The organism is Streptomyces sp. R44 (assembly GCF_041053105.1).
In the GTDB taxonomy this organism is placed as follows: domain Bacteria; phylum Actinomycetota; class Actinomycetes; order Streptomycetales; family Streptomycetaceae; genus Streptomyces.
Genome location: NZ_CP163444.1, coordinates 3,672,344 through 3,686,395, shown reverse-complemented (window position 1 = coordinate 3,686,395; position 14,052 = coordinate 3,672,344). Strand labels below are relative to the sequence as shown.

Annotated in this window: 13 protein-coding genes and 1 tRNA gene; 8 read left to right on the top strand and 6 right to left on the bottom strand. The window is 71.9% G+C overall.

Features of this window, described 5'->3' with window-relative positions:
• Positions 1–19: 19 nt before the first annotated feature.
• The 5 genes from AB5J54_RS16975 to AB5J54_RS16955 form a co-directional block, all read right to left on the bottom strand.
• A complete protein-coding gene (locus tag AB5J54_RS16975) occupies positions 20–535 on the bottom strand; it encodes a hypothetical protein (RefSeq protein ID WP_369144751.1) in 516 nt (171 codons plus the stop codon).
• A gap of 128 nt (positions 536–663) precedes the next feature.
• On the bottom strand, positions 664–1,509 hold the full coding sequence (locus tag AB5J54_RS16970) for an S-methyl-5'-thioadenosine phosphorylase (RefSeq protein WP_369144750.1): 846 nt from the start codon (positions 1,507–1,509) through the stop codon (positions 664–666).
• Between the two features lie 81 nt (positions 1,510–1,590).
• Positions 1,591–1,938 (bottom strand): FmdB family zinc ribbon protein, encoded by a 348-nt coding sequence (locus AB5J54_RS16965; protein ID WP_369144749.1) that lies wholly within the window; start codon positions 1,936–1,938, stop codon positions 1,591–1,593.
• Between the two features lie 68 nt (positions 1,939–2,006).
• A complete protein-coding gene (locus AB5J54_RS16960) occupies positions 2,007–3,278 on the bottom strand; it encodes an MFS transporter (protein WP_369144748.1) in 1,272 nt (423 codons plus the stop codon).
• 251 nt (positions 3,279–3,529) lie between these two features.
• Entirely contained in the window at positions 3,530–5,098 is a 1,569-nt protein-coding gene (locus AB5J54_RS16955) for a potassium/proton antiporter (protein WP_369149368.1), read from the bottom strand.
• A gap of 215 nt (positions 5,099–5,313) precedes the next feature.
• Between AB5J54_RS16955 and AB5J54_RS16950 the strand changes: the two genes are divergently transcribed.
• Complete coding sequence (locus tag AB5J54_RS16950) at positions 5,314–8,064, top strand: penicillin acylase family protein (RefSeq protein WP_369144747.1); 2,751 nt, start codon at positions 5,314–5,316, stop codon at positions 8,062–8,064.
• On the opposite strand, the gene AB5J54_RS16945 is transcribed toward AB5J54_RS16950, so the two are convergent.
• Complete coding sequence (locus tag AB5J54_RS16945) at positions 8,048–8,647, bottom strand: 5-formyltetrahydrofolate cyclo-ligase (RefSeq protein ID WP_369144746.1); 600 nt, start codon at positions 8,645–8,647, stop codon at positions 8,048–8,050. The two genes, AB5J54_RS16950 and AB5J54_RS16945, sit on opposite strands and share 17 nt — an antisense overlap.
• 104 nt (positions 8,648–8,751) lie before the next feature.
• Between AB5J54_RS16945 and galU the strand changes: the two genes are divergently transcribed.
• The 7 genes from galU (at position 8,752) to AB5J54_RS16910 (ending at position 14,051) form a co-directional block, all read left to right on the top strand.
• On the top strand, positions 8,752–9,663 hold the full coding sequence (galU, locus tag AB5J54_RS16940) for a UTP--glucose-1-phosphate uridylyltransferase GalU (protein WP_369144745.1): 912 nt from the start codon (positions 8,752–8,754) through the stop codon (positions 9,661–9,663).
• Between the two features lie 85 nt (positions 9,664–9,748).
• Complete coding sequence (gene glp / locus AB5J54_RS16935) at positions 9,749–11,017, top strand: gephyrin-like molybdotransferase Glp (protein ID WP_369149366.1); 1,269 nt, start codon at positions 9,749–9,751, stop codon at positions 11,015–11,017.
• Positions 11,018–11,076: 59 nt separating this feature from the next.
• Positions 11,077–11,562 (top strand): cyclic pyranopterin monophosphate synthase MoaC, encoded by a 486-nt coding sequence (gene moaC / locus AB5J54_RS16930; protein WP_116160486.1) that lies wholly within the window; start codon positions 11,077–11,079, stop codon positions 11,560–11,562.
• 14 nt (positions 11,563–11,576) lie between these two features.
• A complete protein-coding gene (locus AB5J54_RS16925) occupies positions 11,577–12,116 on the top strand; it encodes a molybdenum cofactor biosynthesis protein B (protein ID WP_369149364.1) in 540 nt (179 codons plus the stop codon).
• A 14-nt stretch (positions 12,117–12,130) separates the two neighbouring features.
• Entirely contained in the window at positions 12,131–12,724 is a 594-nt protein-coding gene (locus tag AB5J54_RS16920; RefSeq protein ID WP_369149362.1) for a GNAT family N-acetyltransferase, read from the top strand.
• Positions 12,725–12,861: 137 nt separating this feature from the next.
• Positions 12,862–13,881: a gephyrin-like molybdotransferase receptor GlpR gene (gene glpR, locus AB5J54_RS16915; RefSeq protein WP_369144744.1), complete on the top strand. Its 1,020-nt coding sequence runs from the start codon at positions 12,862–12,864 to the stop codon at positions 13,879–13,881.
• Between the two features lie 96 nt (positions 13,882–13,977).
• Positions 13,978–14,051 (top strand) — tRNA-Ala (locus tag AB5J54_RS16910).
• Position 14,052: the final 1 nt, after the last annotated feature.

Genomic DNA, 14,052 nt, shown 5'->3' with positions numbered 1-14,052 from the left:
GACAGCGAGTCAGTGCGAATCAGCACACCGTCACCGCCAGTTGGGAGGTGACACCGGCACCTGCCAGCGCCGCCGCCGTCGGCCGTGGCACGGACAGGACGACGAGCGCCCCTCCGTCCGAACGAGTCTCGCCGGGCCGTGGAACTTCGGCCACTCGGGCGCCCGTCGCGACCACCCGGGCCTCTCCCTCCCCGCCCAGCGGCGAGTTGGGCGCGGCGGCGATCACGTCGACCCGGTCACCGGGCCTGAGCAGCCGTACGGTCGCGGCGTCGGCGATCCGTACCGGCGCGGACACCAGGGGCGCGGCGGCGGGCGGCCGCGCGCGAGCGGGCGCCGACGGAGGAGGCGCGCCCGGGGCGGCGCCCATGTCCGCGACGGCCAGCGCGCCCGCCGTCAGGGCCAGGAGCAGCGCCGGTGCGCGCCGCCCCCGCCGGAGCGCCCTCCGCAGCCGGTGCCGGGCGCCCCGCACCCGTAGCGGCTCGAAGGCCGGCACCGTACAGGGCGCGGGAACGGAGGAGGAGAGGGTCGTCGTCATGCGGAGTACCGCCTGTCCGGTCGGGAGCGAAACGAGAACGCCCCCACTGTCCCGACTCCGCCCCCACCCCGCTCCGGCCTGGGGATCACCGCGAGCCTGTGGACAACTCCCCCACACCGATGGGTGGTTTACGGCAGCTCGATCCCCAGGTCCCACCCGTCGTGGGCATGCATGCACAGGCAGTCCCGGTCCGCCGTCGCCGGCAGTGCCCCCACCGCGTCGAAGAGGACCTCCCGCAGCCGGCCCACGTTCTCGCCGAACACCCGCAGCACCTCGGTGTGGGAGACGCCCTCGCCGGTCTCGGCGCCCGCGTCGAGGTCGGTGACGAGGGCGAGCGAGGTGTAGCAGAGGCCCAGCTCGCGGGCGAGGACGGCCTCGGGGTGCCCGGTCATGCCGACCACCGACCAGCCCGCGGCGGCGTGCCAGCGGGACTCGGCGCGGGTGGAGAAGCGGGGCCCCTCGACGACCACCATCGTGCCGCCGTCGACGGGTTCCCAGCCGCGGCCCCGGGCGGCCTTGACCGCGACCCGCCGCCCGTCCGGGCAGTAGGGGTCGGCGAAGGTCACGTGGACGACGTTCGGGAGGGCTCCGTCGGCCCGCCGTTCCCCGTCGAAATAGGTCTGCGCCCGGCTCTTCGTACGGTCGACGAGCTGGTCGGGCACGACGAGCGTGCCGGGCCCGTACTCCTCGCGCAGTCCGCCGACGGCGCAGGGCCCGAGGACCTGCCGTACGCCCACGGAGCGCAGCGCCCAGAGGTTGGCGCGGTAGTTGATCCGGTGCGGCGGGACGGTGTGGCCGCGGCCGTGCCGGGGGAGGAAGGCGACCTGCCGCCCGGCGATCGAGCCGAGGAAGAGGGAGTCGCTGGGGCTGCCGTACGGGGTGTCGACGGACACCTCGGTGACGTCCTCCAGGAAGGAGTAGAAGCCGGAGCCGCCGATCACGCCGATGTCCGCGTACACGTCATGGTTGGCCATGACGGTCACCCTAAGCGCGCTCCCCGGAAACGCCGAAGGCCCCGTCGCGCACGGCGACGGGGCCCACGAAGGCAAGAAGGCTCAGGCGGCCGAGCTTCCGGTGCTCGACGAGGACGTCGAGGAGGAGGAAGCGGACGACGCGGCCGGCTTCGCGTCCGAAGAGGACGAAGAGGACGAAGACGTCGACGACGAAGAGGTCGGCGTCGAGGACGACGAGGACTTCGACGAGGCCGGCGAGCTGCTGGACGACGAGCCGCGGCTGTCGTTCCGGTAGAAGCCGGAGCCCTTGAAGACGATGCCGACGGCCGAGAACACCTTCTTCAGGCGTCCCTGGCAGCTGGGGCACACGGTCAGGGCGTCATCCGTGAACTTCTGCACCGCCTCGAGGCCTTCGCCGCACTCGGTGCACTGGTACTGGTAGGTCGGCACTTGACTTCCTCCTGGCACTCACACTCATCGAGTGCTAACGACGATCCATAGTGACGTATTCCGTGGGTTCAGTCCACCGCCACCGGCACGCGGTGACCGATACCACGTGCCGCGACCCGGCTCGCCTCGCGCGGCTTCAGCCGCGACCGCAGGGCGAGCAGCGTGGTCAGGGCGAGGGCCGTGCCCGCCATCGGCACCAGGAATCCGGTGCTCGCGCCGTGGGCGTCGGCGAGGCGGCCGGCGACCGTGACGGCCGCGGCCTGGCCGAGCGCGACGGCGCCGGTGAGCCAGGTGAAGGCCTCGGTACGGGCCGAGGCCGGGATCAGGGTCTCGACGATGGTGTAGCCGGTGATCAGGGCGGGGGCGATGCACAGGCCGACGACGAGGCCCAGGGCGCCGAGGAGCAGCACCGAGTGCGTGGTCCACAGCAGGGAGGCGGCGGCGGTGAGGCCCGCGTAGCCCAGGATCAGGCGGCGGCGGGGGCCGGTCTTCCAGGCGACGGCGCCCATGGCGATGCCCGCGAGCATGTTGCCGGCGGCGAAGATCCCGTACAGCAGGCCGTTGGCGCCGGGGTTGCCGATCTCCTCGGTGAAGGCGGTGAGGGAGACCTGCATGCCGCCGAAGACGGAGCCGATGCCGAGGAAGGCGACGATGAGGACACGGACGCCGGGGATGGACAGGGCGGAGCGGTGGGGCTCCGAGGTGACCGCGGCGGACAGGCCGTACGCGGGCTGGGTGGCGCGCTGCGCGGCGAAGAACAGGCCGCCGACGAGGGTGAGGGCGGCCTCGGCGATCAGGCCCGCGGCCGGGTGGACGCCGGTGCACAGGGCGGTGGCGAGGACGGGGCCGACGACGAAGGTGAACTCGTCCGTGACGGATTCGAAGGCGGCGGCCGTCGGCATCAGCGGGGTGCCGTCCAGCTTGGCGGCCCAGCGGGCCCGGACCATCGGCCCGACCTGGGGCACGGAGGCGCCGGCGGGGACGGCGGCCAGGAACAGCGCCCAGAGCGGGGCGCCGGCCAGGGCGAGCGCGACGAGCAGGGAGACGGACGCGGTGTGGACGAGGACGCCGGGGACGAGGACGGCGCGCTGGCCGAAGCGGTCGGCGAGCTTGCCGCTCTGCGGGGCGAACAGCGCCATGGAGACGCCGGTGACGGCGGCGACCGCGCCGGCGCTGCCGAAGGAGCCGGTGGTGTGCTGGACGAGCAGGACGATGCCGATGGTCAGCATCGCGAAGGGCTGCCGCGCGGCGAAGCCGGGGAGCAGGAAGGACAGTGCACCGGGTGTGCGCAGGAGCTGCCCGTAGCCGGGCCGCTTGTCCTTGATGACCGTGGACGCCACGGTCCTTGCCTTTCTGCCGCCTGGTAGCGCGCCCCGGCACGGTGGTGCGGGTGTCGCCGAGAGCTGTCCTCATGCGCGTTACTGCGGTAGATACCGGGCCGGCCCCACTGCGGAGGGGCGCCACGGCCGCCATACGGTCGCGCCAGCTCTGCTTCAGGCAGAGTTGGTTCGATCAGGTGTGCCTTCATGGTACAGGGAAGAGCGTCTTCCCGCCTGGGAAAACGCTCCCGCACCTGAATTAATGCCTGGGATTAACCGGAAGTTTTCTTGCGGCGGTCGCTGCCCGGCAGGTGGAAGCGCCCCATGGCCGTGGGTTCCGAGGCCGCTGTCGCGCCGCCGGTCCCGAGCCAGCCGGCGAGCTTGCCGCCCTGTCCGACGGCCCGCAGCCGCCGCTCGGTGGCGTCCCGCACCGGGTCGGTGGCGACGACGAGGAGTTCGTCGCCGTGCCGCAGGACGGTCGCCGGGCCCGGTACGAAGCTGGCGTCCTCCCGTACGACGAGGGTGACGGCCGCACCGGCGGGGAGGCGCAGCTCGGCGACCTCGACGCCGTGCATCCGGGAGCTCTCCGGGATGGCGACCGAGAGCAGGTGTCCGCGCAGCCGCTCCAGGGGTGCGGACTCGACGCCGAGGTCGGCGGTCTCGGTGGAGTCGCCGAGCTTGAGGGCCTTCGCCAGCCAGGGCAGCGTCGGGCCCTGGACGAGGGTGTAGACGACGACGAGGACGAAGACGATGTTGAAGATCCGCTCGCTGCCCTCGATCTTCGACACCATCGGGATGGTGGCGAGGATGATGGGGACGGCTCCGCGCAGGCCGGCCCAGGACATCAGGGCCTGCTCCTGCCAGGGGATCCGGAAGGGCAGCAGGCTGACCAGGACCTCCATGGGCCGCGCGACCACGGTCAGGACGAGGCCGATGACGACGGCGGGCCAGAAGTCGTGGCCGAGCTCGTGCGGGGTGACGAGCAGGCCGAGCAGGACGAACATGCCGATCTGGGCGATCCAGCCGAGTCCCTCGGCGAAGCCGCGGTTCGCGGGCGCGTGGGGCAGCTTGGCGTTGCCGAGGACCATCGAGGCCAGGTAGACGGCGAGGAAGCCGGAGCCGTGGGCCATGGCGCCGGCGGCGTACGCGACGACGGCGATGGCCATGACGGCGATCGGGTACAGGCCGGAGGCGGGCAGGGCGATGTGCTTGAGCCCGTAGGCGCCGAGGAAGCCGACGATGAGGCCGACGGCGACGCCGATGGCGAGTTCGAGGGCGATCTCGGCGATGAGCAGGTACCAGTGGTCGACCGGTCCGGCCGTGGAGAAGGCGACGACGAGGATGACGACGGGGGCGTCGTTGAAGCCGGACTCGGCCTCCAGGACACCGGTGACCCGCGAGGGGAGGGGCACCTTGCGCAGCACGGAGAAGACCGCGGCGGCGTCGGTGGAGGAGACGACGGCGCCGATGATCAGGGCCTGCCGCCAGTCGAGCCCGACGAGGTAGTGGGCGCCGGCGGCGGTGATGCCGACGCTGACGGCGACGCCGACGGTGGAGAGGACGACCGCGGCGGGCAGCGCCGGCTTGATCTCCTTCCACTTCGTGCCGAGACCACCCTCGGCGAGGATCACGACGAGGGCGGCGTAGCCGATGACCTGGGTGAGTTCCGCGTTGTCGAAGGCGACGTTGCCGATGCCGTCCTGGCCGATGGCGACGCCGATGCCGAGGTAGAGCAGCAGGCTCGGGAGCCCGCTCCGGGAGGAGATCCGCACGGCCGCGACGGCCACGAGCAGGACGAGGGAGCAGACGAGCAGGAGTTCGTTGAGCTGGTGGACAGTCAGTGGCCGTTCCTTCCCCTCACGTGCGGCTGGATCGTTCCTCCAGCGGCAAGGTACTTCGTTACCTTACCTAATCTTTAACGCTTTCTTGACGCCTTCTTTGCTTCTCCTCGCTCATCAGTACGGTTCTCTTCCTGACACCGCGTCCGGGCTGTCCGGACGCTGCGCCTAAGGTTGCTCCCGTACTCCAGGATCACCCTGCCCCTCGAAGGACAGCGATGCCCTCCAACACGACCGCGCCCCCCGGCAAGAAGACCGCCAAGAAGAAAGGGCGGCGCGCCCGCCTGATCCTCGTCGTCCTGGTCCTCGCACTGGTCGCGGGCATCGGCTTCGGCGGGTACTGGGGTGTCAGCACCGTCCGGGCCTCGTTCCCGCAGACGACCGGCGAGATCCGCCTCGACAAGCTCTCCGCCGACGTCGAGGTGAAGCGGGACGCGAACGGCGTCCCGCAGATCTACGCCGACAACGAGACGGACCTCTTCCGCGCCCAGGGCTACGTCCAGGCGCAGGACCGCTTCTACGAGATGGACGTCCGCCGGCACGTGACCGCGGGCCGCCTCTCCGAGATGTTCGGCGAGAGCCAGGTCGACACCGACGCCTTCCTCCGCACCCTCGGCTGGCGCCGGGTCGCGCAGCAGGAGTACGACAAGGTCCTGTCGCCGGAGACGAAGAAGTACCTCCAGGCGTACGCGGAGGGCGTCAACGCCTATCTGAAGGACCGCGCCCCGAAGGACGTCTCCGTCGAGTACGCGGCGCTCGCGCTCACCAACGACTACACGATCGAGCCGTGGACCCCGGTCGACTCGGTGGCCTGGCTCAAGGCGATGGCCTGGGACCTGCGCGGCAACATGCAGGACGAGATCGACCGCTCGCTGATGACGAGCCGGCTGAGCGCGAAGCAGATCAAGCAGCTGTACCCGGAGTACCCGTACGCGCTCCACCAGCCGATCCTCGACAAGGGCACCGTCGACGCGTCCACCGGGAAGTTCGACCCGAAGGCCGACGCGACCGAGGGCGACGGGACGACCACCGGGGACACCCCGGGCACGGGCCCGGGCAACGCGAGCGGCGGCGTGAGCTCCCAGCTCGGCGCCCTCTCCGAGGTCCTCGACACGGTCCCCGCCCTGCTCGGCCCGAACGGCAACGGCATCGGCTCGAACTCCTGGGTCGTCGCCGGGAAGTACACGACCTCCGGCAAGCCGCTGCTCGCCAACGACCCGCACCTCGCGCCCCAGCTGCCGTCCCTCTGGTACCAGATGGGCCTGCACTGCCGCTCCGTCTCGGCCACCTGCCGCTACGACGTCGCCGGCTACACCTTCTCCGGCATGCCCGGCGTGATCATCGGCCACAACGACAAGATCGCCTGGGGCCTCACCAACCTCGGCGCCGACGTGACCGACCTCTACCTGGAGAAGATCGGCCCCGACGGCTACTTCGTCGACGGCAAGGTCAAGCCCTTCCAGAGCCGCGAGGAGATCATCAAGGTCGCCGGCGGCAGCGACCGGACGATCACCGTCCGCTCCACCGAGCACGGCCCGCTCGTCTCCGACCGCTCCTCCGAACTGGAGAAGGTCGGCCAGAAGGCCCCCGTCGGCAACTCCGCCCCCGACCGCGGCACCGGCTACGGCGTCTCCCTCCAGTGGACCGCGCTGCAGCCCGGCCACTCGATGGACGCGATCTTCGCCCTCGACCGCGCCAAGGACTTCACCACCTTCCGGGCCGCCGCCAAGAACTTCGAGGTGCCGTCCCAGAACCTGATCTACGCCGACACCGAGGGCCACATCGGCTACCAGTCGCCGGGCAAGATCCCGCAGCGCGCCAAGGGCGACGGCACCCTGCCCGCGCCCGGCTGGGACTCCTCGTACCGGTGGAAGGGCTACATCCCCTTCGAGAAGCTGCCCTACGAGTACGACCCGGAGCGCGGCTACATCGTCACCGCCAACCAGGCCGTGATCGACCAGAAGACCTACCCCGACCTGCTCACCAAGGACTGGGGCTACGGCTCGCGCAGCCAGCGGATCAACGACCTCATCGAGTCGAAGACCAAGGACGGCGGCAAGATCTCGCCGGACGACATGCGGACCATGCAGACCGACAACCGCAGCGAGATCGCGACCCTGCTCAACCCGCTCCTGCTGAAGATCGACATCGCCGACCCGCAGGTCCGCGAGGCGCAGAAGCTCCTTGAGGGCTGGGACTACACCCAGGACCCCGACTCGGCCGCCGCCGCCTACTTCAACGCGGTCTGGCGCAACGTCCTCAAGCTCGCCTTCGGCAACAAGCTGCCCAAGGAACTGCGCGCCGAGGGCGACTGCATCAACGTCCGCCCGGCCCAGGCCACCGGCCCGGTCGACGAGCAGAACAAGCTCGTCCGCGAGTGCGGCGAGCGCGACCCCGACTCGGCGCAGCCGGACGGCGGCGACCGCTGGTACGAGGTGGTCCGCCCGCTCCTCAAGCAGGAGAAGAACGAGTGGTGGAAGACCCCGGGCAACCGTCTGGACCCGGCCACCGAGACCCGTGACCAGCTGCTCGCCCGCGCCATGAAGGACGCCCGCTGGGAGCTGACCGCCAAGCTCGGCAAGGACGTCTCCACCTGGAGCTGGGGCCGGCTGCACCAGCTGACCCTGAAGAACCAGACCCTCGGTACCGCGGGCCCCGGCGTCGTGCAGCAGCTCCTCAACCGCGGCCCGTGGAACCTGGGCGGCGGCGAGGCGGCCGTCGACGCCACCGGCTGGAACGCGGCCGGCGGCTACGAGGTCATCTGGGTCCCGTCGATGCGGATGGTCGTGAACGTCGGCGACTGGGACAAGTCCCGGTGGGTCAACCTGACCGGCGCCTCCGGCCACGCCTTCCACTCGAACTACACCGACCAGACCGACACCTGGGCGAAGGGCGAGCTGTACGACTGGGCCTACGGCAAGGCGGCGGTCGACGCGACGGCGAAGGACACGCTCACGCTGAAGCCCTGAACCGGGTGACCCCCTCCGGGGTCACCACCGCTTGCACGGGGTGGTCGTGCGGCTCCTCCGGGACCCGGGCGACCACCTCGTCCGCGTACAGGAGCACCACCAGGGCCGGATCCACGCCCGCGCGTGCGAGCCGGGCCAGGACCCGGTCGTACGAGCCGCCGCCCCGCCCGAGCCGCATCCCGCGCCCGTCGACCGCCAGGCCCGGCAGCAGGACGGTGTCGGCGGCGCACACCGCCTCGGGGCCGAGCCGGGGCCCGGTCGGTTCGAGCAGACCGCGGCCGGCCTTCGCCAGCGCCTCCGGCCCCTCGTACGCCGCCCAGTCCAGGTCGTTGTCGGGCAGCAGCACCGGGAGCAGGACCCGCACCCCGCGCGCGAGGAGGGCGTCGAGCAACGCGCGCGTGCCCGGTTCGCGGCCCACCGACACATAGGCGGCGACCGTGGCAGCCCCGGAGAGTTCGGCCAGTTCCATTCCGTGCCGGGCGAGGGATTCGGCCGCATCCTCCATGAGAACGGGGGAAAGTGCGGCGCGGGCGCCCAGAAGTCGGCTCCGCAGCAGGGTCTTTTCGGACATCTCAGGTGTCATGCCGGCCTCATGTACATGTGCGAAATTCTTGTAACTGTCTTTATGTGGAGGAAGTTAACCGAAGCCACATCTTCCTCTCATTCCGAACGGCTAAGGTGCACCGCATGAATCAGTCGTTCCCCAGGCTCGGTCGGATCAGCAAGGCTGTCATCCCCGCCGCCGGTCTCGGCACCCGCTTCCTGCCGGCGACGAAGGCGACCCCGAAGGAGATGCTGCCGGTCGTCGACAAGCCGGCCATCCAGTACGTCGTCGAGGAGGCCGTCGCGGCCGGCCTCTCCGACGTCCTGATGATCACCGGCCGGAACAAGCGGCCCCTGGAGGACCACTTCGACCGGAACTACGAGCTGGAGGAGGCCCTGCTCCGGAAGGGCGACGAGGAGCGCCTCTCCAAGGTCCAGGAGTCCAGCGACCTCGCCACCATGCACTACGTCCGCCAGGGCGCCCCGCGCGGCCTCGGCCACGCCGTGCTCTGCGCCGCCCCGCACGTCGGCGACCAGCCCTTCGCGGTGCTCCTCGGCGACGACCTGATCGACCCGCGCGACCCGCTGCTCGCGCGGATGGTGGACGTGCAGGAGCGGGAGGGCGGCAGCGTCATCGCCCTGATGGAGGTCGAGCCCTCGCAGATCCACCTCTACGGCTGCGCGGCGGTCGAGCCGACCGGCGACTCGGACGTGGTGAAGGTGACGGACCTGGTCGAGAAGCCGGATCCGGGCGAGGCGCCCAGCAACTACGCCATCATCGGCCGTTACGTCCTGGATCCGGCCGTTTTCGACACCCTGCGGGAGACCGAGCCGGGCCGGGGCGGCGAGATCCAGCTGACCGACGCCCTGCAGAAACTGGCCTGGGACGAGAAGCTCGGCGGCCCGGTGCACGGCGTCGTGTTCAAGGGGCGCCGCTATGACACCGGCGACCGCGGGGACTATCTGCGTGCCATTGTCAGACTCGCGTGCGAACGTGAAGATCTGGGACCGGACTTCCGGGCCTGGCTCCGGAGATATGTCAGCGAGGAGATGTAGCACCTTGAGCAGCACCGCGGCACACGATCACGAGCACGACCACGCGGCAGGCGCGGCGGACCCCTGCGCGGGCCCGGCCCGCGGCCTGTGGTCGGTGGACGAGCACCTCGCCGACATCCTCGCGACGGTCTCCCCGCTCGAACCGATCGAGCTGCAACTCCTCGACGCCCAGGGCTGCGTCCTCGTCGAGGACGTGACGGTGCCGGCCGCGCTGCCGCCCTTCGACAACAGCTCCATGGACGGATACGCGGTCCGGGTCGCCGATGTCGCCGGGGCCACCGAGGAGTTCCCCGCCGTCCTCACCGTCATCGGCGACGTCGCCGCGGGCGCCGGCGGCCTGCCCGAGGTCGGCCCCGGCCAGGCCGCCCGGATCATGACCGGCGCCCCGCTGCCGCCCGGAGCCGAGGCCGTCGTCCCCGTCGAGTGGACCGACGGCGGTACGGGCGGGGGCGCCGCCACCGGCATGACCGCCGCGAGCACCGCCCCCGAGGGCGCCGCGGGCGAGGTCCGGGTCCACCGCTCCGCCGAGGCCGGCGCCCACGTCCGCAGGGCGGGCAGCGACGTCCGGGCCGGGGAGCTGGCCCTCGCGGCCGGCACGGTCCTCGGACCGCCGCAGATCGGCCTGCTCGCCGCGATCGGCCGCGGCACCGTGAAGGTCCGCCCCCGCCCGCGGGTCGTCGTCCTCTCCACCGGCAGCGAGCTCGTCCAGCCCGGGGAGCCGCTGGGCGAGGGCCAGATCCACGACTCCAACAGCTTCGCGCTCGCCGCCGCCGCGCGGGACGCCGGCGCCCTGGCCTACCGGGTGGGGGCCGTCGCCGACGACGCGGAGTCGCTGCGCGCCACCATCGAGGACCAGCTCATCCGGGCCGACCTGATCGTCACCACGGGCGGGGTGAGCGTCGGCGCGTACGACGTGGTCAAGGAGGCGCTGACCGCCGACGGACAGGTCGACTTCCGCAAGCTGGCCATGCAGCCGGGCAAGCCGCAGGGCTTCGGCGCGATCGGCGCCGAGCAGATCCCGCTGCTCGCCCTGCCGGGGAACCCGGTCTCCTCGTACGTCTCCTTCGAGCTGTTCGTCCGCCCCGCGATCCGCGCCCTGATGGGCGTCGAAGACCTGCACCGGCCCACGGTCCGGGCCGTCCTCGCCGCCGACAAGCCCCTCTCGTCCCCGGCCGGCCGCCGCCAGTTCCTCCGCGGCACGTACGACCGCGCGGCGGGCACCGTCACACCCGTGGGCGGTGCCGGCTCCCACCTGATCGCGGCCCTCGCACACGCGGACTGCCTGCTCGTGGTCCCGGAGAACACGGAGAACGTGCCCCCGGGCACCGAGCTGGAAGTGGTCCTCCTCGGCTGAGGGGGCGACGCTGGGGGTACGGTGTCGTCCTTCACACAGCGACCGGGAGTGTCACGGCCATGAGCACGCAGCAAGGTCTCACCCACATCGACGAGGCGGGCGCGGCCCGTATGGTCGACGTATCGGCGAAGGACGTCACGTCCCGCACCGCCCGCGCCAGCGGGCGGGTTCTCGTCTCGCCGCGCGTGATCGAGCTGCTGCGCGGCGAGGGCGTCCCGAAGGGAGACGCGCTCGCCACCGCCCGTATCGCCGGGATCATGGGCGCCAAGAAGACCCCGGACCTCATCCCGCTCTGCCACCCGCTGGCCGTCTCGGGCGTCACCCTGGACCTGGCGGTCACGGACGACGCGGTCGAGATCCTGGCGACGGTGAAGACCACGGACCGCACGGGCGTCGAGATGGAGGCGCTCACGGCGGTCTCGGTGGCGGCCCTGACCGTCGTCGACATGGTGAAGGCGGTCGACAAGGGCGCGGTCATCTCCGACGTACGGGTGGAGGAGAAGACGGGCGGCAAGTCGGGCCACTGGACGAGGGCCGAGGCGTGACGCGCGCGGGCCGGGTGGCCGGAACGCACGAGGGGCATGCGGAGCCCGCCCCCGAGGAGGTCCCGGCCGCGGCCTACCGCGCGCTCGTCGTCACCGCCTCCAACCGGGCGTCGGCCGGGGTGTACGAGGACAAGGGCGGTCCGCTGATCGCCGAGGGCCTGACCCGGATGCGCTTCGCCGTGGACGGCCCGCAGGTCGTCCCGGACGGGGCGCCGGTGGAGGCGGCCCTGCGGGCCGGGGTCGCCGCCGGGTACGACGTGATCGTCACGACCGGCGGTACGGGCATCTCGCCCACCGACGAGACCCCCGAGGTGACCCGTCGGGTCCTGGAGCGGGAGATCCCGGGCATCCCGGAGGCGATCCGCGCGTACGGGAGGGAGAAGGTGCCCACGGCGGCGCTCTCCCGGGGGCTCGCCGGGGTCGCGGGCTCCACGCTGATCGTGAACCTGCCCGGGTCCCCGGGCGGGGTGCGCGACGGGCTCGCCGTCCTGGAGCCGCTGCTGAGCCATGCCGTCGACCAGATCCGCGGCGGCGACCACCCGAGAGCGTCGTGATCCCGTCCTGGCCGGTGGTGCTCGTCGACGGCGACGTACTGCTCCGACCGATAAAGATGCGCGACCAGGCGGCCTGGCGCGAGGTGAACCGGCGCAACCGCGAGTGGCTGCGGCCCTGGGAGGCGACGGTTCCGCCGGCGCCCCCGGGCGCTCCGGTCGCCCAGCGGCCGACGTACCGTCAGATGGTGCGTCATCTGCGGTCGGAGGCGAACGCCGGCCGGATGCTGCCGTTCGTGATCGAGTACCGGGGGCGGCTCGTCGGTCAGTTGACGGTGGCGGGGATCACCTGGGGCTCGATGTGCTCGGGGCACGTGGGGTACTGGGTGGACAGTGAGGTGGCCGGGCGCGGGGTGATGCCGACGGCGGTCGCGCTCGCCGTCGACCACTGCTTCCGCGTGGTCGGGCTGCACCGCATGGAGGTGTGCATCCGCCCGGAGAACGGGCCTTCGCGCCGGGTGGTGGAGAAGCTCGGTTTCCGCGAGGAGGGCCTGCGGCCCCGCTATCTCCACATCGACGGCGCGTGGCGGGACCATCTGGTCTTCGCGCTGACGGCGGAGGAGGTGCCGGAGGGGCTGCTGCGCCGCTGGCATCACGCAAGAATGCAATAAGTGTTCGAATTTAATCGCCAGTTGGCGGTCAATCGATCTGAACAATCACAAAAAAGTTCAGTGATATCAGCCAGATCGTGCGACACACCGGGCCAATTGGCCGATGCGTGTTACAGAACCCCTCTACCGTGTGAGGCGTGAGCAGCAGCGGCCTCATCTACGCAGTCATCGTCGGGGCCTGGGCCGCCTACTTGGTGCCGATGTGGCTCCGCAGGCAGGACGAGCTGAACGAAGCCCGTCCGACGGAACGCTTCAGCACCGCCATCCGGCTGCTTTCCGGACGGGCGGGCATGGAGCGCCGGTACGCCAAGGAGCTGAAGGAGCGGGACCTTGCGGCGGAGGGACCGACGCCCGACGTGGACCCGGACGCGGAGACCGAGCATCTGAGCTCGGTCGACGTCCGGGCCTTCTCCGCGCCCGCGGCCAGGACGGAAGCCCGCCTGGAGGTCCCGGAACCCGAGCCTGAACCGGCGCCCGCGCCGGCCCGGCCCACCCCCGGTGCCGCCGAGCGCGCCCGCCGCGGCAAGGTCCTCGCCCGGCGCCGCCGGACCACGACCCTCCTCTTCGCCGCCTTCACCTTCGGCGCGGTCGTCGCGGCCGTCGGCGGCGTCGCCTTCCTGTGGGCCCCGGCGGTGCCCGCGCTGCTCCTCAGCGCGTACATCGTCCACCTGCGGGTCCAGGAACGCCGCCGCTTCGTGTACGTGATGGACCGGCGCCGCGCCGAGGCCGCCGCCGCCCGGCTCCGCGAGAGCCGGCGCCCGGCCCCGACGCCGGAGCCGGAGGCCGACCCGGCCCCCGCGGTCACTCCGCAGGAGGCGGACCGGCGGGCCCTGGTCGAGCAGACGGACCACGCGGAGTGGGTGGACCAGCAGCGCGAGCGCGGCCCGGCCCGCGGCGACAGCTGGGACCCGGTCCCGGTGCCGCTCCCCACGTACGTCACCGCCCCGGTCGCCCCGCGCGCCACGAGCGGCATCGACATCACGGACCCGGAGACGTGGAGCGCGGCCCGCTCCTCCACGGCGGCCGACCCGACCCCCGCGCCGGCCCCCGCGCCCCGCCAGCGGACCACCCCGCCCCGCCGGGGCCGCGACCACGGCCGCACCCCGCTCTTCGACCAGTACGCGGACGACGACCGCCCCCGCGCGGCCAACGAATGACCCCCGGCCGGGGGCCCGCGACGGCCCCCGGCTGACCTGCGAGGGAAGCGATTTTTGTTCTTCCCGATCGGGATGCTAATGTTTCACACGTCGCAAGGGCCTGTGGCGCAGTCTGGTAGCGCACCTCGTTCGCATCGAGGGGGTCTGGGGTTCAAATCCCCACAGGTCCAC